19 protein-coding genes and 5 tRNA genes are annotated in these 19,737 nt (G+C 51.8%); 9 read left to right on the top strand and 15 right to left on the bottom strand.

The annotated features are described in order from the left end of the window. Positions 1–164: 164 nt before the first annotated feature. The 6 genes from SK36_RS02900 (at position 165) to emrB (ending at position 6,012) form a co-directional block, all read left to right on the top strand. Positions 165–1,349 (top strand): MFS transporter, encoded by a 1,185-nt coding sequence (locus tag SK36_RS02900; protein ID WP_045446584.1) that lies wholly within the window; start codon positions 165–167, stop codon positions 1,347–1,349. A gap of 122 nt (positions 1,350–1,471) precedes the next feature. Further along, positions 1,472–2,209, top strand: coding sequence for an AzlC family ABC transporter permease (locus tag SK36_RS02895; RefSeq protein WP_048220700.1), 738 nt, complete (start codon positions 1,472–1,474; stop codon positions 2,207–2,209). Further along, entirely contained in the window at positions 2,199–2,534 is a 336-nt protein-coding gene (gene ygaH, locus SK36_RS02890) for an L-valine transporter subunit YgaH (RefSeq protein ID WP_045446590.1), read from the top strand. Before SK36_RS02895 ends, ygaH begins: the two co-directional genes overlap by 11 nt. A gap of 90 nt (positions 2,535–2,624) precedes the next feature. Beyond that, positions 2,625–3,155, top strand: coding sequence for a transcriptional repressor MprA (gene mprA / locus SK36_RS02885; RefSeq protein ID WP_045446593.1), 531 nt, complete (start codon positions 2,625–2,627; stop codon positions 3,153–3,155). A 129-nt stretch (positions 3,156–3,284) separates the two neighbouring features. Then, positions 3,285–4,457, top strand: coding sequence for a multidrug efflux MFS transporter periplasmic adaptor subunit EmrA (emrA, locus tag SK36_RS02880; RefSeq protein WP_045446596.1), 1,173 nt, complete (start codon positions 3,285–3,287; stop codon positions 4,455–4,457). Positions 4,458–4,473: 16 nt separating this feature from the next. Then, positions 4,474–6,012 (top strand): multidrug efflux MFS transporter permease subunit EmrB, encoded by a 1,539-nt coding sequence (gene emrB, locus SK36_RS02875; RefSeq protein ID WP_045446599.1) that lies wholly within the window; start codon positions 4,474–4,476, stop codon positions 6,010–6,012. 128 nt (positions 6,013–6,140) lie between these two features. Here emrB and luxS read toward each other — a convergent pair whose 3' ends face one another. The 15 genes from luxS to mltB all read right to left on the bottom strand — a co-directional run bounded on the left by luxS (position 6,141) and on the right by mltB (position 17,572). Beyond that, complete coding sequence (luxS, locus tag SK36_RS02870) at positions 6,141–6,656, bottom strand: S-ribosylhomocysteine lyase (protein WP_016154160.1); 516 nt, start codon at positions 6,654–6,656, stop codon at positions 6,141–6,143. Positions 6,657–6,805: 149 nt separating this feature from the next. Further along, complete coding sequence (gene gshA / locus SK36_RS02865) at positions 6,806–8,362, bottom strand: glutamate--cysteine ligase (RefSeq protein ID WP_045446602.1); 1,557 nt, start codon at positions 8,360–8,362, stop codon at positions 6,806–6,808. Between the two features lie 76 nt (positions 8,363–8,438). Beyond that, positions 8,439–8,867, bottom strand: coding sequence for a YqaA family protein (locus SK36_RS02860; protein ID WP_045446605.1), 429 nt, complete (start codon positions 8,865–8,867; stop codon positions 8,439–8,441). Then, the gene (yqaB, locus tag SK36_RS02855; protein ID WP_048220699.1) at positions 8,864–9,430 is read right to left on the bottom strand and encodes a fructose-1-phosphate/6-phosphogluconate phosphatase; all 567 of its coding nucleotides are present in this window, start codon (positions 9,428–9,430) and stop codon (positions 8,864–8,866) included. Before yqaB ends, SK36_RS02860 begins: the two co-directional genes overlap by 4 nt. A 306-nt stretch (positions 9,431–9,736) precedes the next feature. Further along, positions 9,737–9,813, bottom strand: a tRNA-Arg gene (locus SK36_RS02850). Between the two features lie 194 nt (positions 9,814–10,007). After that, positions 10,008–10,084: transfer RNA gene (locus tag SK36_RS02845), tRNA-Arg, on the bottom strand. 63 nt (positions 10,085–10,147) lie between these two features. Further along, positions 10,148–10,224: transfer RNA gene (locus tag SK36_RS02840), tRNA-Arg, on the bottom strand. A gap of 192 nt (positions 10,225–10,416) precedes the next feature. Continuing rightward, positions 10,417–10,493, bottom strand: a tRNA-Arg gene (locus SK36_RS02835). A gap of 3 nt (positions 10,494–10,496) precedes the next feature. Continuing rightward, positions 10,497–10,589, bottom strand: a tRNA-Ser gene (locus SK36_RS02830). Between the two features lie 337 nt (positions 10,590–10,926). After that, the gene (gene csrA, locus SK36_RS02825) at positions 10,927–11,112 is read right to left on the bottom strand and encodes a carbon storage regulator CsrA (RefSeq protein ID WP_000906486.1); all 186 of its coding nucleotides are present in this window, start codon (positions 11,110–11,112) and stop codon (positions 10,927–10,929) included. A gap of 237 nt (positions 11,113–11,349) precedes the next feature. After that, the gene (alaS, locus tag SK36_RS02820) at positions 11,350–13,977 is read right to left on the bottom strand and encodes an alanine--tRNA ligase (protein ID WP_048220698.1); all 2,628 of its coding nucleotides are present in this window, start codon (positions 13,975–13,977) and stop codon (positions 11,350–11,352) included. A 128-nt stretch (positions 13,978–14,105) separates the two neighbouring features. Continuing rightward, positions 14,106–14,606, bottom strand: coding sequence for a recombination regulator RecX (gene recX, locus SK36_RS02815; RefSeq protein ID WP_045446616.1), 501 nt, complete (start codon positions 14,604–14,606; stop codon positions 14,106–14,108). Positions 14,607–14,675: 69 nt separating this feature from the next. Next, entirely contained in the window at positions 14,676–15,740 is a 1,065-nt protein-coding gene (recA, locus tag SK36_RS02810; protein WP_016154166.1) for a recombinase RecA, read from the bottom strand. A gap of 92 nt (positions 15,741–15,832) precedes the next feature. Beyond that, positions 15,833–16,330 (bottom strand): nicotinamide-nucleotide amidase, encoded by a 498-nt coding sequence (gene pncC / locus SK36_RS02805; RefSeq protein WP_045446621.1) that lies wholly within the window; start codon positions 16,328–16,330, stop codon positions 15,833–15,835. A 162-nt stretch (positions 16,331–16,492) separates the two neighbouring features. After that, positions 16,493–17,572, bottom strand: coding sequence for a lytic murein transglycosylase B (mltB, locus tag SK36_RS02800; protein ID WP_045446624.1), 1,080 nt, complete (start codon positions 17,570–17,572; stop codon positions 16,493–16,495). 242 nt (positions 17,573–17,814) lie between these two features. Between mltB and srlA the strand changes: the two genes are divergently transcribed. Genes srlA through srlB form a run of 3 tightly spaced genes read left to right on the top strand, consistent with a single transcriptional unit; the run spans position 17,815 to position 19,721 of the window. Next, positions 17,815–18,378, top strand: coding sequence for a PTS glucitol/sorbitol transporter subunit IIC (srlA, locus tag SK36_RS02795; RefSeq protein WP_045446627.1), 564 nt, complete (start codon positions 17,815–17,817; stop codon positions 18,376–18,378). Further along, positions 18,375–19,346 carry a PTS glucitol/sorbitol transporter subunit IIB gene (gene srlE, locus SK36_RS02790; RefSeq protein WP_045446629.1) on the top strand — a complete coding sequence of 324 codons (972 nt, stop codon included), beginning with the start codon at positions 18,375–18,377 and terminating at the stop codon, positions 19,344–19,346. Before srlA ends, srlE begins: the two co-directional genes overlap by 4 nt. A 12-nt stretch (positions 19,347–19,358) precedes the next feature. Then, a complete protein-coding gene (gene srlB, locus SK36_RS02785) occupies positions 19,359–19,721 on the top strand; it encodes a PTS glucitol/sorbitol transporter subunit IIA (RefSeq protein ID WP_045446632.1) in 363 nt (120 codons plus the stop codon). Positions 19,722–19,737: the final 16 nt, after the last annotated feature.

The following is a 19,737-nucleotide window of genomic DNA, read 5'->3' as shown; positions in this document are numbered from 1 at the left end:
TTCCCCTTTATGCCGGATGGCGGCGCGACGCCACCATCCGGCCTGGTAACCAGCGCACTTCTCTCCCTTCCCCATAACCGCACAATCTATCACCTAACAAATCTGCAACATGTAGCTGCTTCCGTTATGATTGTTTTCTGAAACCCATTATTCAGTTGAAAACAATGACTAAAACCACTCATGGACTTAGCCCGTCGCTGATCCTTTTAATGTCCATCGCAACCGGTCTGGCCGTCGCCAGTAACTACTACGCGCAACCGCTACTCGACACCATTGCGCGTAACTTTTCGTTGTCGGCCAGTACTGCGGGCTTTATCGTCACCGCCGCGCAGCTTGGTTATGCTGCAGGCCTGCTGTTTCTGGTGCCGCTTGGCGATATGTTTGAACGTCGGATGCTCATTGTCTCCATGACGCTGTTAGCGGCTGGCGGCATGTTAATTACCGCCAGCAGTCAGTCATTGACAATGCTGATCCTCGGTACGGCGCTGACCGGACTCTTTTCCGTGGTGGCACAAATTCTGGTTCCGCTGGCGGCAACGCTCGCCACGCCGGACAAGCGCGGCAAAGTCGTTGGCACAATTATGAGTGGTCTGTTGCTGGGCATTCTGCTGGCGCGTACCGTCGCCGGATTACTGGCCAATCTGGGCGGCTGGCGCACTGTGTTTTGGGTGGCGTCGGTACTGATGGCGCTGATGGCTATCGCGCTGTGGCGCGGCCTGCCGAAGATGAAATCTGAAACCCATCTCAACTATCCGCAACTGTTAGGTTCCGTCTTCAGCCTGTTTATCCACGACAAGCTGCTGCGTACCCGTGCGATGTTGGGCTGCCTGACCTTTGCCAACTTCAGTATTCTCTGGACATCAATGGCCTTTTTGCTCGCCGCGCCGCCATTTAACTATTCAGAAGGCATGATCGGTCTGTTTGGTCTGGCAGGTGCTGCCGGTGCGTTAGGCGCTCGCCCGGCTGGGGGATTTGCCGATAAGGGCAAATCACATCTCACGACCACCATCGGTCTGTTATTACTGTTATTCTCCTGGCTGGCTATCTGGTTCGGGCATACATCAGTGCCAATGCTGATTATCGGAATCCTGGTGCTGGATCTCACCGTGCAGGGTGTTCATATCACCAACCAGACGGTTATTTATCGCATCCATCCGGATGCGCGTAATCGGCTGACTGCCGGATACATGACCAGCTATTTTATTGGCGGAGCGGCAGGTTCGCTGATTTCTGCTTCTGCCTGGCAGCATGCCGGCTGGGCTGGCGTTTGCCTGGCGGGTATGACCGTTGCCGTACTCAACCTGCTGGTCTGGTGGCGAGGTTTTCACCGCCAGGAAGCCGTAAATTAAGCGGATACAGCTCGTTTATCTCTGATTAAGCTCCTCAGGGTGTTAAGGAGCTCATCAGTCTGCTAAGGTTATAACTCATTGAGCCAGGTTATTTTAATTTCGGTAATGAAGCCTATAATCCTATGGAAAGCCCTGTTCCCCAGTCTGACCCCAGCCCGGCAACGTTAACGGAAGGGGTCAAAGACAGCCTGCCGATAGTCATCAGTTATATTCCGGTCGCATTTGCATTTGGTCTCAATGCAACTCGCCTGGGCTTTACTCCCGTTGAAAGCCTCTTTTTCTCCTGCATTATTTACGCGGGAGCCAGTCAGTTTGTCATCACCACCATGCTCGCCGCAGGAAGCTCACTGTGGATCGCCGCGCTTACCGTGATGGCAATGGATGTTCGCCACGTTCTGTATGGCCCTTCCCTGCGTAGCCTTATCGCCCGACGACTCAGCAAACCCAAAAGCGCGCTGTGGGCCTTTGGTCTCACCGATGAAGTGTTCGCTGCTGCAACGGCAAAGCTGGTACGGGATAACCGGCGCTGGAGTGAAAACTGGATGATCGGCATTGCGCTGTGCTCATGGATTTCCTGGGTATTCGGCACGATTATTGGCGCATTTTCTGGCAGTGGTTTACTGAAGGACTTTCCGGCGGTCGAAGCGGCTCTCGGATTTATGCTCCCGGCTCTGTTTATGAGCTTTCTGCTCGCCTCTTTCCAGCGTACACAGGCGCTATGCGTCACAGCGGCATTAGCCGGAGCGCTGACGGGGGTAATATTGTTTTCTATCCCCGTCGCGATCCTGGCAGGCATTGTCTGCGGATGCCTGACGGCGCTCATACAGTCATTCTGGCAAGGAGGTCCTGATGAGCTATGAGGTTCTGCTGCTCGGCCTGTTGGTCGGTGGCGTCAATTACTGTTTTCGCTATTTGCCACTCCGTCTGGGGATGGGAAATGTTCGCCCGACTAAACGCGGCGCGACAGGCATACTACTCGACACTATCGGCATTGCATCAATTTGCGCCCTGCTGGTGGTGTCTACCGCACCAGAAGTGATGCACGACGCCCGTCGGTTTGTGCCTACACTGGTGGGGTTTATTGTACTGGGCGCAAGTTTCTATAAAACCCGAAGCATCATCATTCCGACATTGTTGAGTGCTCTGTGCTATGGATTAGCATGGAAAATGCTGGTTGTTTTATAGATAAAAATAATCATTTTAATTAAATAATACATTTACTTTATTTGTCACTGTCGTTACTATATCGGCTGAAATTAATGAGGTTATACCCAAATGGATAGTTCGTTTACGCCCATTGAACAAATGCTAAAATTTCGCGCCAGCCGCTACGAAGAGTTCCCTTATCAGGAAGTTCTTCTCACTCGTCTTTGCATGCATATGCAGGGCAAGCTGCTGGAAAACCGCAATAAAATGCTGAAAGCTCAAGGGATTAACGAGACATTGTTTATGGCGTTGATTACGCTGGAGTCTCAGGAAAACCACAGTATTCAGCCTTCTGAACTGAGTTGCGCGCTTGGCTCGTCGCGGACTAACGCCACCCGCATCGCGGATGAGTTAGAAAAACGTGGCTGGATCGAACGTCGCGAAAGCGATAACGATCGCCGCTGTCTGCATCTGCAATTGACCGAGAAAGGCCATGCATTTTTGCAGGAAGTATTACCGCCTCAGCATAGCTGCCTGCATCAACTCTGGTCCTCTCTCAGCGCCACCGAAAAAGATCAGCTTGAGCAAATCACTCGTAAGCTTCTGACCCGTCTTGATCAGATGGAACAAGATGGCACGGTATTAGAAGCGCTGCGCTAATGCGCTGACTCGCTCAAAAATCCAGATTTATAAATGAAAAACCGACAGGCCAGCACGTCATACTGCTGGCCTTTCTGATAAACAGGTCGGCTCAGCCGATGTGAAAAAAATAAGATCGTGGAGAACAACATGAGCGCAAATGCGGAGACTCAAACCCCGCAGCAACCGGTCAATAAGAATGGCAAACGTAAAAGTGCGCTGCTCCTTCTGACCTTGCTCTTTATTATCATTGCCGTGGCATATGGGATTTATTGGTTTTTAGTACTGCGTCATATCGAAGAGACTGACGATGCCTACGTGGCAGGGAACCAGGTTCAAATCATGGCTCAGGTATCAGGCAGCGTGACGAAAGTCTGGGCTGATAACACTGACTATGTCAAACAAGGCGATGTGCTGGTCACACTCGACCAGACGGATGCTAAGCAGGCATTTGAAAAAGCCAAAACTGCGTTGGCCTCCAGCGTGCGCCAGACGCATCAGCTGATGATCAACAGCAAACAGCTACAGGCCAGCATTGAAGTGCAAAAAACGGCACTGGCCCAGGCCCAGAGCGACTTTAATCGCCGGGTTCCACTGGGTAATGCCAACCTGATTGGTCGCGAAGAGCTGCAACATGCCCGCGATGCCGTCGCCAGTGCTCAGGCTCAGCTTGATGTCGCAATCCAACAATATAATGCGAACCAGGCGATGATCCTCGGAAGCCGACTGGAAGATCAGCCTGCCGTACAACAGGCAGCCACCGAAGTGCGTAATGCCTGGTTGGCGCTTGAACGTACCAAAATCGTCAGCCCGATGACCGGTTATGTTTCCCGCCGTGCCGTGCAGCCTGGCGCGCAGATTAGCCCGACCACGCCGCTGATGGCGGTCGTACCAGCCACTAACCTGTGGGTGGATGCAAACTTTAAAGAAACGCAATTAGCCCATATGCGTATCGGCCAACCTGCTACGGTTATCAGTGATATTTACGGCGATGACGTTAAATACACTGGTAAAGTTGTCGGCCTGGATATGGGGACAGGCAGCGCCTTCTCCCTGTTACCAGCACAAAACGCGACCGGTAACTGGATCAAAGTGGTACAGCGCCTGCCGGTTCGCATCGAGCTGGATGCGCAGCAACTGGCGCAGCATCCACTGCGTATTGGTTTATCTACGCTGGTTACGGTAGATACCTCAAATCGTGACGGACAGATTCTGGCAAGCCAGGTCCGTACGACACCGGTAGCTGAAAGTAATGCACGTGAAATCAACCTTGATCCGGTCAATAAGATGATCGAAGAGATCGTGCGGGCCAACGCGGGTTAATTCAAAGGTGCGTGTGATGCAACAGCAAAAACCGCTGGAAGGCGCGCAGCTCGTCATCATGACGATCGCGCTTTCCCTGGCGACATTCATGCAGGTGCTGGACTCCACCATTGCGAACGTGGCGATCCCCACTATCGCCGGGAACCTGGGCTCTTCGCTGAGCCAGGGGACCTGGGTGATCACCTCTTTCGGTGTGGCGAATGCTATCTCCATCCCGATCACCGGCTGGCTGGCAAAGCGCTTTGGCGAAGTCAGACTCTTCATGTGGTCTACCATTGCCTTCGTTATTGCGTCATGGGCATGTGGGATGTCCAACAGCCTGACCATGCTGATTTTCTTCCGTGTGATTCAGGGGATTGTCGCCGGCCCGTTAATTCCACTGTCACAAAGCCTGTTACTGAATAACTATCCTCCTGCCAAGCGGTCTATCGCCCTGGCACTTTGGTCGATGACGGTGATTGTCGCGCCTATTTGTGGCCCGATTCTCGGAGGCTACATCAGCGACAACTATCACTGGGGCTGGATATTCTTCATTAACGTGCCGATCGGCGTTGTGGTGGTGTTGATGACGCTGCAAACCCTGCGTGGTCGGGAAACTCGTACCGAACAGCGGCGCATTGACGCGATTGGTCTGGCACTGCTGGTTATCGGTATCGGCAGTTTGCAGATCATGCTCGACCGCGGCAAAGAGCTGGACTGGTTTGCCTCGCAGGAGATTATCATCCTGACGGTAGTCGCCGTAGTGGCCATCAGCTTCCTGATTGTCTGGGAGCTCACCGACGATAACCCAATTGTCGATCTCTCCTTGTTTAAGTCGCGAAACTTTACCATCGGCTGTTTGTGTATCAGCCTGGCCTATATGCTCTACTTCGGCGCAATCGTCCTGTTGCCACAGCTGTTGCAGGAAGTCTACGGATATACTGCGACCTGGGCGGGTCTGGCATCCGCACCGGTTGGGGTGATTCCGGTGCTCCTGTCGCCGATTATTGGTCGCTTCGCGCACAAGCTGGATATGCGTCGACTGGTTACGTTCAGCTTTATTATGTACGCAGTCTGTTTTTACTGGCGTGCATGGACGTTCGAACCTGGTATGGATTTTGGCGCGTCAGCCTGGCCGCAGTTTATTCAGGGGTTCGCCGTGGCCTGCTTCTTTATGCCACTGACCACTATCACGCTGTCAGGTTTACCACCTGAGCGTCTGGCGGCGGCATCAAGCTTGTCTAACTTTACGCGAACACTGGCGGGTTCTATCGGAACGTCGATTACAACGACAATGTGGACTAACCGTGAATCGCTCCATCACGCGCAGTTGACGGAGTCAGTCAACCCATACAACCCCAACGCACAGGCTATGTATGACCAGTTGCAGGGGCTGGGGATGACCCAGCAGCAGGCTTCCGGCTGGCTGGCGCAGCAAATTACTAACCAGGGCCTGATTATTTCTGCTAACGAAATCTTCTGGATGTCGGCGGGGATTTTCCTGGTGCTGCTCGGGCTGGTCTGGTTTGCCAAACCGCCATTTGGCGCGGGCGGTGGTGGTGGCGGTGCGCACTAACAGAACGTAAAAAGGGCCCGTGTGGGCCCTTTTTTATTGCCCGGTAGTTCGTTGCTTACCGGGCCTGCACTCAGCACAATTCTGTAGGGCCAGATAAGGTGCGTAGGCACCATCCTCCGGCGCGATAACTAGATATGCAGTTCCTGCAGCTTCTCTTTCGGCAACGCCAGCTCTTCATTGCTGTTGACGCGCACATCATGCTCAAGAATATGGCGTGCAATATCCTGCGCCTCACTGAGGGAGTGCATCTGATACGTACCGCACTGGTACACGTTAAGTTCCGGGATCTGATTCTGATCCTGCACTTTCAGCACATCAGCCATCGCTGCTTTCCAGGCATCAGCCACGCGCTGCTCGTCAGGCGTACCAATCAGACTCATATAGAAACCGGTACGACATCCCATTGGAGAAATATCGATAATCTCGACACCATTACCGTTGAGGTGGTTACGCATAAAACCGGCAAACAGGTGTTCCAGAGTGTGGATACCTTTCTCAGGCATCACCTCTTTGTTTGGAATACAGAAACGCAGATCAAACACGGTGATTGCGTCGCCATGCGGGGTGTTCATCGTTTTTGCGACCCGGACTGCAGGAGCTTCCATCCGGGTATGATCGACAGTAAAACTATCTAACAACGGCATTTAGCCACCTCCGATAAATTTTTTAAAAATAATCTGAACTCTTTGTTCCGGGGCGAGTCTCAGTATATGAAAGACGCGCATTTGTTATCATCATCCCTGTTTTCAGAGATGAAATTTTGGCCACTCCCGAGTGGCCTTTTTCTTTTGTATCAGGCGTGCTTTTCCAGCCACACGTCAAACGACTCAGTATCGGCCGCTTCAATTTCCTGCTGACGACGCTTTGATGCCTCGGTTTCAGCAATAAACTCTTCTTCCTGCAACATTTCCAGCGGCTCTTCACGCAGCAGATTACGGTAAGCCTCTCCCAGCGCTTTGCCAGTGCCGCCAATGCCTGTATCAATCATAGACCGCAGGATCCGGGCTGAAAATGTCAGTTCAGGATTGTCAAAGCACGCGACCAGTTCATCACAGACTTTTTGATATTCCTCTCCGCCGTGGATGCTGTCCAGCGTTTGTGCTACGCGTTTCAGATCACGGAACAGATCTTTGCCCACTTTAGGCAGAGGGAACTGGGCAGTTTCGCAGCCAATGCCTAACGTCAGGCCCGGCTTACGTCCTTCCAGAATCACACGGTTCCAGTTAGTACGAGTGCATAACAGCTCATCGCTACTCATCTCCGGCGCATCAGCCAGTACACACCAAACCATAAACAGATCGAGGAAACGCACCTGCTGCTCATCCACGCCAATGGGTGAGAATGGATTAATATCCAGCGAACGCACTTCAATGTACTCAATGCCGCCGCGCAGAAGCGCATCAGACGGCGATTCACCACTGCGAGTAACGCGTTTCGGGCGAATAGGTGCATACAATTCGTTTTCAATCTGCAGCACGTTGCTATTGATTTGCAGCCGCTTACCGTCTTTCTCCAGACCGATCGCCGCGTACTCCTCGGAAGGGGTTTTAATCGCGCGCTTCAATCCTGCCACATACTCATGCAGATCGTTAAACGTAATTCCGAGATTGCTTTGCGACTTATTGGTATAACCCAGGTCACTCAGGCGCAGAGACGTTGCATATGGTAGGTAATACATACCACAGTCGGTTTTTTCAAACGGCAGGGTCGTTGGTTTTCCTTGCAAGAAGGAGGAACAAATTGCCGGAGAGGCACCAAACAGATACGGGATCACCCAACCAAAACGGTAGTAATTACGGATCAGACGGAAGTAGCCTGCGGAGACTTTCTCTTTGGCGTCATCATCGCTCGTTACGCCGCACTTTGCCTGCCAGAATGCCATTGGCAGAGAAAAATTGTAATGTACGCCGGAGATGGTTTGCATCAACGCGCCGTAACGGTTCTTGAGGCCTTCACGGTAGAGCGTTTTCAGACGACCAATATTTGAAGTACCGTACTGCGCCAGTTCAATATCCTGACCTTCGGCAATATAACAAGGCATGCTCAACGGCCACATACGCTCATCGCCAAGGTTTCTGGCGGTATAGCGATGCAGATCGCGCATGAATGTGAGCATTTTCTGAATGTCGTCGCCAGGAGGAGTAATAAACTCCAGCAGCGTTTCGGCAAAATCGGTGGTTATCCATTTATGCGTAAGCGCTGAGCCTAATACATCAGGATGTCCCGTCGTTGCCAATGAGCCATCAGCATTAACGCGCAGCGTTTCACGCTCCAGCCCACGTTGAATCCCCTTTAACGCCTGGGGATTTTTTTCCAGCCAGGCCAGCGCCTGTGATACGTCCGGGATCAAATTGACCTCCCGCCTGTCAAAATCGTTTTAATTAGCATAATGGTATTGGTTACCCTACAGGCTATCCACAACACAATTAGTGCCACCACATAATGCCTTGCGTCGTAACCGCTGCCACCACAACGTAGCGCAGCGCTTTGCCAAGACATAAAAAAAACATCACCGGGCCCCACGAGATACGCATCCATCCCGCTAACAGGCACAGTAAATCACCCACAACTGGCATCCAGCTTAATAATAGTGTGACAGCGCCATAGCGCTTCAACCAGCCAGTGGCTTTCTCTTGCCAGCGTGATGTTTTACGCAACGGAAAGAAACGCCCAAGGATAACGTTAGTTAACCCTCCAAGGCTATTACCCATTGTTGCTGTTAAGACTAAGACCCAGGGATGACTTACCCCAGAGACCAGCAAAGCCACTAAAACAACTTCAGAATTACCAGGTAATAGCGTGGCGCTGAGAAAACTGCTGGCAAACAGTGACAGGAGCGACAGTCCATCACTCACAATAACCGGACATCCACGGCATCCATTCCGGCTGCGTATGCCGCCTGCAGTCCAAAATCGGCATCTTCAAATACTACGCAGCGAGTTGGCTCCACCCCCATACGCTCGGCACACAGTAAGAACGTATCAGGAGCAGGCTTATGGCATTGCACGTGGTCTGCAGCAACGACAGTATCAAAATAGTGACGCAGCCCGAGATGAGCGAGCAGAGCTTCAGCAATCGCACTTTCGCTCCCGGTACCTACCGACATTGGCCGACGACCATGCCAGGCTTTCACCACATCGACTAACGGCAAAGGCTGGACACTGTCCAGCAGCATGCTTTTAACTTTATCGGTTTTTTCGCGAGCCAGTGCATGAGGATCCAGATCGGCCTGATTCAGTTCAATAACCGATTGGGCAATACGCCATGTTGGGGAGCCGTTGAGTGCAACCATGGCCTGCTCATCAAAACGTAGTCCATAGCGCCCTAATACTTCACGCCACGCTTTACGGTGCGTCGGTTCAGTATCCAGGATGGTGCCATCCATATCAAAAATCAAACCCGCATAACGTTCGTACATCGTCTTCTCACAAGCCGAATGACCAGACGTTATTTTATCGTAATTGATTGATTTTGTCGCTGACGGAGAATTGAGGATTGTTCAGATTGAAAGAAAATGACTAAGGAGGAAAATAGAAACTTGCGATTATCTTGCAGATGATGAAACAACAGAATCGCTGTTATCTCGGAGAAGATGGTGCATCCGGGAGGATGACTCACTGACGTTCGCCCTACGGGCCGTTGCTGAAGCAACGTTATCCTCCCTGGTTCTAGCGACTATCTCGCAGACCATGAAACAACAATCCAGCTGTTATTTTGGAGAAGATGGTGCATCCGGGAGGATTCGAACCTCCGACCGCTCGGTTCGTAGCCGAGTACTCTATCCAGCTGAGCTACGGATGCATCAGGGAACTTATTTTACTGCTGATACTGAAATCGCTATAAAAACGGTTTCATGTAATAGATGGTGCATCCGGGAGGATTACTCGGCTGCGCCTTGCCCTACGGGTCGTTGCTGAAGCAACGCTATCCTCCCTGGTGCTCGCGATTATTTCGCAGACCATGAAACAACAGCTTAGCTGTTATCTCGGAGAAGATGGTGCATCCGGGAGGATTCGAACCTCCGACCGCTCGGTTCGTAGCCGAGTACTCTATCCAGCTGAGCTACGGATGCATCAGGGAAACTTATTTTACTGCCGATACTGAAATCGCTATAAAAACGGTTTCAAGTAAGAGATGGTGCATCCGGGAGGATTCGAACCTCCGACCGCTCGGTTCGTAGCCGAGTACTCTATCCAGCTGAGCTACGGATGCATCAGGGAAACTTACTTTACTGCAGATTTGACATCGCTGCTAAAGCAACATCAGATAATATGGTGCATCCGGGAGGATTACTCGGCTGCGCCTTGCCCTACGGGTCGTTGCTGAAGCAACGCTATCCTCCCTGGCACTCGCGATTAACTCGCTGACCATGAAACAACAGCTTAGCTGTTATCTCGGAGAATATGGTGCATCCGGGAGGATTCGAACCTCCGACCGCTCGGTTCGTAGCCGAGTACTCTATCCAGCTGAGCTACGGATGCAAATGGCGGTGAGGCGGGGATTCGAACCCCGGATGCAGCTTTTGACCGCATACTCCCTTAGCAGGGGAGCGCCTTCAGCCTCTCGGCCACCTCACCAACAACGCCTCTTGCGAGTGCTTCGAAGAACTTGTTTCTGCTCATCGTCGCTGCGTGGCGCACATATTACTTTCTGGGACTTATAAGTCAAACAATTTTTCCAGTGCTTTTATCGTTTGCACATTTCACGCGCAATTAGTCTGCAAAAACGGCAAAAAGAGTGTTTTATCAACAGATAAATTGGCATTTTCTCCAGACGATGAACAAACAGAAAAATCGCAGAGAAAGGGGATAAGAGGATAGAAGTAGAGAAACAGGAGAGAAATGAACAACAGGAGAGAAAAAGAAACCAACTAAATCAGGTTGCGCCTCACCTGAAAGGTGAGACGCGAAAACCTTAGTAACTGGACTGCTGGGATTTTTCAGCCTGGATACGCTGGTAGATCTCTTCACGATGGACAGATACTTCTTTCGGGGCGTTGACGCCAATGCGCACCTGGTTGCCCTTCACCCCTAAAACTGTCACGGTGACCTCATCGCCTATCATGAGGGTCTCACCAACTCGACGAGTCAGAATCAGCATTCTTTGCTCCTTGAAAGATTAAAAGAGTCGGGTCTCTCTGTATCCCGGCATTATCCATCATATAACGCCAAAAAGTAAGCGATGACAAACACCTAAGTGTAAGCAGTCACGGCATCACATTCTGTTAAACCTAAGTTTAGCCGATATACACAACTTCAACCTGACTTTATCATTGTCGATAGCATTGATTCGCATGCCGTAACCCAAGGCTACAGCATGCGCTAATGCTTATAGTTATTACAGTTTCGCGCTGACCCAGCCTTTCACACTGGCTAACGCTGCAGGCAGAGCCGCGGCATCCGTACCACCGGCTTGCGCCATGTCCGGACGACCACCACCCTTGCCGCCTACCTGCTGAGCGACCATCCCAATCAGCTCCCCTGCTTTCACGCGGTCTGTCACATCCTTAGACACGCCCGCAATCAGAGAAACCTTACCTTCTACTACCGTTGCCAGAACGACAACCGTAGATCCCAGTTGATTTTTCAGATCATCAACCATAGTACGCAACATTTTAGGTTCAACGTCCGTCAGCTCACTAACCAGCAGCTTCACGCCGTTGATATCAATCGCTTTACTGGAGAGATTTGCACTTTCCTGCGCCGCGGCCTGTTCCTTCAATTGCTGCAATTCTTTCTCGAGTTGACGTGTACGCTCCAGTACCGAACGCACTTTGTCACCCAGATTCTGGCTATCACCTTTTAGCAGCTGTGCAATATCGCTTAAGCGATCGCTCTCAGAATGCACGGTATTGATAGCGCCTTCACCGGTTACGGCTTCGATACGACGAACGCCCGCAGCAGTGCCGGATTCAGACACAATACGGAACAGACCGATATCACCGGTACGACTGGCGTGAGTACCGCCACACAATTCGGTTGAGAAATCGCCCATGCTCAGAACGCGTACATGGTCATCATACTTCTCACCAAACAGCGCCATTGCTCCTTTGGCTTTTGCCGTCTCAAGATCCATGACATTCGTTTCAATCGGCAGGTTGCGACGAATTTGCGCATTCACCAGATCTTCAACAGCACGAATTTCCGCCGGTTTCATCGCTTCAGTGTGAGAGAAGTCGAAACGCAGAACTTTATCGTTAACCAGTGAGCCTTTCTGTGACACGTGCGTGCCCAGGATCTGGCGTAACGCCGCATGCATCAGGTGTGTTGCGGAGTGGTTCAGACGAATACGCGCACGACGCGCTTCATCCACATCAGCCTGTACCGCATCGCCCACTTTCAGTGAACCCGCTGACAGCTTGCCAATGTGACCAATTGCCTGGCCATACTTTTGCGTGTCGCCCACTGCGAACGTAAAGCCAGCGCCTTTCAGCTCTCCTTTATCGCCAACCTGGCCACCGGATTCCGCATAGAACGGCGTCTGGTCCAGAACAACGACGGCATCCTGACCTGCGTTAATCGCATCTACCGCTTTACCATCCACAAACAGGGCGGTCACTTTGCCGTTCAGTTCCAGATGATCGTAGCCTTTAAATTCAGATGCACCATCAACGCGAATCATCGCGTTGTAATCTGCACCAAAACCGCTGGCTTCACGCGCACGACGGCGCTGCTCTTCCATCGCGGCTTCAAAACCAGCTTCGTCAACTTTGATGTTGCGCTCACGGCAAACGTCCGCCGTCAGGTCAACCGGGAAGCCGTAGGTGTCATACAGGCGGAATGCGGTTTCACCATCCAGCGTATCACCAGACAGTTTAGCCAGTTCTTCATCCAGCAGTGCCAGACCACGCTCCAGCGTACGAGCAAACTGCTCTTCTTCCGTCTTCAGAACCTGCTCAACCAGCGCCTGCTGACGTTTCAGCTCTTCACCCGCAGAGCCCATCACCTCTACCAGCGGACCAACCAGCTTGTAGAAGAAGGTATCTTTCGCACCGAGCATGTTGCCATGGCGTACCGCGCGACGAATGATACGACGCAGCACATAACCACGGTTTTCATTCGACGGAACAACGCCATCGGCGATCAGGAATGCGCAGGAACGGATATGGTCGGCTATTACGCGCAGTGATTTGTTGCTCAGATCGGTTGCACCGGTCACTTTCGCCACGGACTCAATCAGCGAGCGGAACAGGTCAATCTCGTAGTTGGAGTTAACATGTTGCAGCACTGCCGCAATACGCTCCAGACCCATCCCCGTATCCACGGACGGTTTAGGCAGCGGTTCCATAGTACCGTCAGCCTGACGGTTGAACTGCATGAAGACGATGTTCCAGATCTCAATATAGCGATCGCCATCTTCTTCAGCACTTCCCGGAGGGCCTCCCCAAATGTGGTCGCCGTGATCGTAGAAAATTTCGGTACACGGACCACACGGACCGGTGTCGCCCATCTGCCAGAAGTTATCGGAAGCATATGCCGCACCTTTGTTATCACCAATACGGATGATACGTTCGCGCGGAATCCCGACTTCTTTTTCCCAGATTTCATAGGCTTCATCGTCAGTTTCATAGACGGTTACCCACAGACGCTCTTTCGGCAGGGCAAACCAGTTTTCACCGGTCAGCAGTTCCCATGCATATTGAATAGCATCGTGTTTAAAGTAGTCGCCGAAGCTGAAGTTACCCAGCATTTCGAAGAAGGTATGGTGACGTGCAGTGTAACCGACGTTTTCCAGGTCATTGTGTTTACCGCCCGCGCGTACGCAACGCTGCGAGGTGGTTGCGCGGGAATAATTACGCTTATCGAGGCCAAGGAATACATCCTTGAACTGGTTCATCCCGGCGTTGGTAAACAACAAAGTAGGGTCATTGTTTGGTACCAGGGAGCTGCTGGCAACTACCTGATGTCCTTTACTATGGAAAAAATCGAGAAACGCCTGACGGATCTCAGCGGTGCTCTTGCTCATAATTATCCTGAAGAAATCAAGCTAACGAAATGTCATTACCAGCATCGGCACGCGATCTGCGCCTCTGGCAATCGAAAAGTGGGAATAAGATAAGTTTTCTTTACTGGGAAGTAAAATCCCGTATGCGCTCAATCGTCAAAATTTCGCCATATCGCCTGAATATCTTCCATCAGATAACCACGATAGAGCAAAAAACGCTGAACCTTTACCTTTTCTGAAAAAGCCACAGGCAAAGGCTCACCGTATTTTCTGATTGCCTGTTCTCGCGCAAGCTGCGCCCAGTCAATTTCACATTCACGCATTGCGCGCTCAATGGATTCACGTTGGATCCCTTTTTGCCCCAGCTCCTGGCGCACACGCGCGGGGCCATAGCCTTTGCGGCTGCGGCTGGCGATAAACTGCCGAACGAATCGGTCATCATCCAGGTAGCGACTTTCAATACACCAGGCAATAACCTTGTCGTAATCCTCAGGCGTAGCATCAATTTCTTCCGGTCCATTTTTCCCCATGACCGGAGCAGCCAGTTTTCGTCTTAGCTCCTGCTCACTGTGATCGCGCATGGCAAGAATACGAACAGCGCGGTCAAGTAGTCGGGACCAGGCGGAACGGCGAGGAGTTGAATCTGTCATAGTGAGCCTTCAGAAATGGAAAAGGGCTGCATGATATGCAGCCCTTCTATGTGCGATAACGTCAGATTATCAGAAATCTTCGTTCGTTTCTTTTACATCTTCACCGCTGTCATCAACAGAGAAGTCTGGTTTTGAATCCGGGTTATTGAGCAGTAACTCGCGTACTTTCTTCTCAATTTCCTTCGCAGTTGCCGGGTTTTCCTTCAGCCAGTTAGTGGCATTCGCTTTACCCTGACCAATTTTCTCACCGTTGTAGCTGTACCATGCACCGGCTTTTTCAATCAGCTTCTCTTTAACGCCCAGATCAACCAGTTCGCCGTAGAAGTTGATACCCTCACCGTACAGGATCTGGAATTCAGCTTGTTTAAATGGCGCTGCAATTTTGTTTTTCACGACCTTAACGCGGGTTTCACTACCCACCACGTTATCGCCCTCTTTTACCGCGCCAATACGACGGATATCCAGACGGACAGAGGCGTAGAATTTCAGTGCGTTACCACCGGTGGTAGTTTCCGGGTTACCGAACATGACGCCAATTTTCATACGGATCTGGTTGATAAAAATCAGCAGCGTATTGGACTGTTTCAGGTTACCTGCCAGCTTACGCATTGCCTGGCTCATCATACGCGCCGCGAGGCCCATGTGAGAGTCACCAATCTCGCCTTCGATTTCAGCTTTTGGTGTCAGTGCAGCAACGGAATCGACAACGATAACATCGACTGCGCCAGAACGCGCCAGCGCGTCACAGATCTCCAGCGCTTGTTCACCGGTATCCGGCTGAGAACAAAGCAGGTTGTCGATATCAACGCCAAGTTTACGAGCATAGACAGGATCAAGCGCGTGCTCTGCATCGATGAACGCACAAGTTTTACCTTCACGCTGTGCGGCAGCAATAACCTGCAGTGTCAGGGTCGTTTTACCGGAGGATTCTGGCCCGTAGATTTCGACGATACGCCCCATCGGCAAACCGCCCGCACCCAATGCGATATCCAGAGAAAGCGAACCGGTGGAGATGGTTTCTACGTCCATAGAACGGTCTTCACCCAGGCGCATGATGGAGCCTTTACCGAATTGCTTTTCGATCTGGCCCAGCGCTGCCGCCAACGCTTTCTGTTTGTTTTCGTCGATAGCCATTAATTACTCCTGTCATGCCGCTTTCGGGTTAAACCGCGAAACGTGAAAGATGATGTTCTGTTGTCGCAATTATACTGTATGCTCATACAGTATCAAGTATTTTGTAGAAATTGTTGCCACAGGGTCTGTAACGCATAGGCGGTCGCCTGCCGACGTACTGCATCGCGGTTACCACTGAAGCATTCCCGACGGGTAACCCCCTCGCCGCTTGCGCTGGCAAAAGCAAACCACACGGTGCCGACGGGCTTATCTTCACTCCCACCATCTGGCCCTGCAATACCGCTGATCGAGACAGCGAAATGCGCACGAGCAGCTTTCAGCGCACCAATCGCCATTTCGACGACTACCGGTTCACTCACCGCGCCATGCTGTACCAGCGTTTCTTCTCGTACACCGATCATCTGTGATTTAGCTTCATTACTGTAAGTCACAAACCCGCGTTCAAACCAGGCAGAGCTTCCGGCAATATCGGTAATGGCTTTCGCTACCCAACCGCCGGTACAGGATTCTGCGGTAGTCACCGTCGCACCGCGCGCTTTCAACGCCAGCCCAACCCGCTCACTTAACTGCATCAGTTCACTGTCAGTCATTTCAGCCTCTGTCAGTAAAAAAAATATGCCGGACAAGATAGCACTTTCATAACAAAGATGGGGATGAGGAGAGTAATTTACGAGGGGGATTCAGAAAATAGATAAGCTGACTTAAAAATAGAGCCGGATACGATGCCTGCACATCGTATCCGGCAAGAATGATTATTGCACCCGTGCCAGCGCCACCGCCTGACCTAACTGCCAGACAGCCATCGCGTAATGCGTGCTGTGGTTATAGCGGGTAATGGTGTAGAAGTTCGGCAGTCCATACCAGTACTGATAACCGGTGCCGATATCCAGACGCAGCAAGCTGACCTGCTGGTGATTCCCTAACGGCTGCTGCGGCGTCAGACCTGCAGCAGCAAGCTGAGAAATGCTGTACTGGGTTTTAAAACCGTTAGCCAGCCCCGGTGCCTGGCCGTTTGCCGGGACAGCCACCATATCTCCTTTCACCCAGCCGTGGCCTTTGAAGTAATTCGCCACGCTACCGATGGCATCAACCGGATCCCACAGATTGATATGCCCATCGCCATTAAAATCGACAGCATATTCTTTGTAAGAGGACGGCATGAACTGCCCGTACCCCATTGCACCAGCGAAGGAACCTTTCAGATCCAGCGGGTCATCGCTTTCATCCCGAGCCATCAGCAGGAAAGTTTCCAGTTCACCGGAAAAGTATTCTGCCCGGCGCGGATAGTTAAATGACAGGGTCGCCAGCGCATCCAGAATACGCGTTTTACCCATCACGCGGCCCCAGCGAGTTTCCACCCCAATAATACCTACGATAATTTCCGGCGGCACGCCGTAAACCTGCCATGCACGCTTCAGAGCATCTTCATGCTGATTCCAGAATGCCACGCCGTTTTGCACGTTATCCGGGGTAATGAACTGCTTGCGATAGCGCAGCCAGGCTCCGTTAGGTCCGGCTGGCGGCTGGGTAGTCGGTGCCTGACGGTCCATCAGACGCAGAACATAATCCAGACGCTTGGCCTGCGACAGGATCTCTTGCAACTGTTGCCGGTCAAAACCGTGCTTGCTCACCATCTTCTCGATGAACTGCTGTGCGTTCGGATTATTGGCAAAGTCACCACCCGACAGCATGACATTGTGTTGCGGCTCAAGCAGGAAGCCGCCGGATGGCGTTCCCGTGGTCGTTTGAGTCTCTGAAGGTTTCGGTTTGCTGCTACAGGCAGCAAGCAACACACAAAGGGGAAGTAATGCTACATAACGACGCTTGAACATGGGACATCCATTAAACAGATTCAGCCTGGGAGAAGTATGGTAAAGCATCCCCCGCCAAACAAGGAAGCAGTCCTCACAGAATAAATACCATTCCCACTCATCTCATCAATCCCCTTCCCATAAACTTTCAAAATAAAATATTTATCTTTCGTTTTGCGATCAAAATAACACTTTAAATTCTTTCATTGTGATTAAAATGAATCACCTTTTGGAAAGGTAACTAACCCCTACAGGAGAGAATAATGATCGAAACCATCACCCTGGGCGCAGAGTGGTTCATTGGGCTGTTCCAGAAAGGCGGAGAAGTATTCACCAGTATGGTGACCGGTATTCTTCCGCTCTTGATTAGTCTGCTGGTCATCATGAACGCGCTGATTAACTTCATTGGCCAGCAGCGCATTGAGCGATTTGCTCAGCGCTGTGCCGGAAATCCGTTATCCCGCTATCTGCTGCTACCTTGCATCGGTACTTTTGTATTTTGTAACCCCATGACCCTGAGCCTGGGTCGTTTTATGCCTGAAAGATACAAACCCAGCTACTACGCTGCAGCTTCTTATAGCTGCCACTCAATGAACGGATTATTCCCTCATATCAACCCCGGTGAGCTGTTTGTCTATCTGGGCATTGCCAGCGGCCTGACGACGCTTGGTCTCCCCCTCGGCCCGCTCGCGGTGAGCTATTTGCTGGTCGGTCTGGTCACGAACTTTTTCCGCGGCTGGGTAACCGACCTCACCACCTCCATCTTTGAGAAAAAAATGGGCATCCAACTTGAACAGAAAGTCCGTCTGTCTGGAGCGACATCATGATGCGTATTCGTATTGAAAAAGGCACTGGCGGTTGGGGTGGCCCGCTCGAACTGGAGGCGACGCCTGGGAAGAAAATTGTCTATATCACTGCCGGAACACGCCCCGCGATTGTCGACAAATTGGCACAGTTAACCGGCTGGCAGGCGGTAGATGGGTTTAAAGAAGGCGAGCCACCTGAAGAGGAAATTGGTGCTGCGATCATTGACTGCGGCGGCACACTGCGCTGCGGGATCTATCCGAAGCGGCGCATACCAACGCTGAACATTCATGCCACGGGTAAATCCGGTCCGCTGGCCCAGTACATTGTCGAAGATATCTATGTCTCTGGCGTAAAAGAAGAAAACATTACCGTTGTCGGTGAAACATCTGCCGCACCTCAGTCCACAAACACCACTGCGGGCCGCGATTACGACACCAGCAAAAAGATTACCGAGCAGAGCGATGGCCTGCTGGCGAAAGTGGGTATGGGGATGGGATCCGCCGTAGCAGTGCTGTTCCAGTCCGGACGAGACACGATTGATACCGTGTTGAAAACCATTCTGCCCTTTATGGCATTCGTCTCGGCGCTGATCGGCATCATCATGGCTTCCGGTCTGGGCGACTGGATAGCTCACGGCCTCGCACCGCTGGCCAGCCATCCGTTAGGGCTGGTAACGCTGGCGCTGATCTGTTCTTTCCCACTGTTGTCCCCTTTCCTCGGCCCTGGCGCCGTAATCGCCCAGGTTATCGGAGTACTGATAGGTGTACAGATTGGTCTGGGTAACATCCCGCCGCATCTGGCACTGCCTGCCTTATTCGCAATTAACGCCCAGGCGGCCTGCGACTTTATCCCGGTGGGTTTATCGCTGGCGGAAGCCCGTCAGGATACCGTGCGCGTTGGCGTGCCATCGGTGCTGGTGAGCCGCTTCCTGACCGGCGCACCAACCGTTCTCATTGCCTGGTTTGTTTCCGGCTTTATTTACCAATAAGAGGTTCCGAAGATGACCGTGATTTATCAGACCACCATCACCCGTATTGGCCAGAGCGCGCCGGATGCACTTTGCGATCAAATGCTGATTACCTTTCGTGAAGGCGCACCTGCGGATATCGAAGAATTTTGCTTCATTCATTGCCATGGAGAGCTGAACGGCTCTCTGCAAGCCGGCGTCCAGTTCGAGCTGGGACAGCATCACTATCCGGTCACGGCCGTTGGCAGCGTTGCGGAACAAAACTTACGTGAGCTGGGGCATATCACCCTGCGTTTTGACGGACTGAGTGAAGCGGAATTCCCCGGCACTGTACACGTTGCGGGACCAGTACCAGACGGTATCGCACCGGGCTGTATTTTGAAGTTTGTTGCTTAAGATTGAAGGAGATAAA

Origin of the sequence: Citrobacter sp. MGH106, assembly GCF_001037495.1 — a bacterium.
Taxonomy (GTDB): Bacteria; Pseudomonadota; Gammaproteobacteria; order Enterobacterales; family Enterobacteriaceae; genus Citrobacter; species Citrobacter murliniae.
The sequence above is the reverse complement of the archived record's forward strand: the minus strand, read 5'-3'. Positions and strand labels throughout refer to the sequence as shown.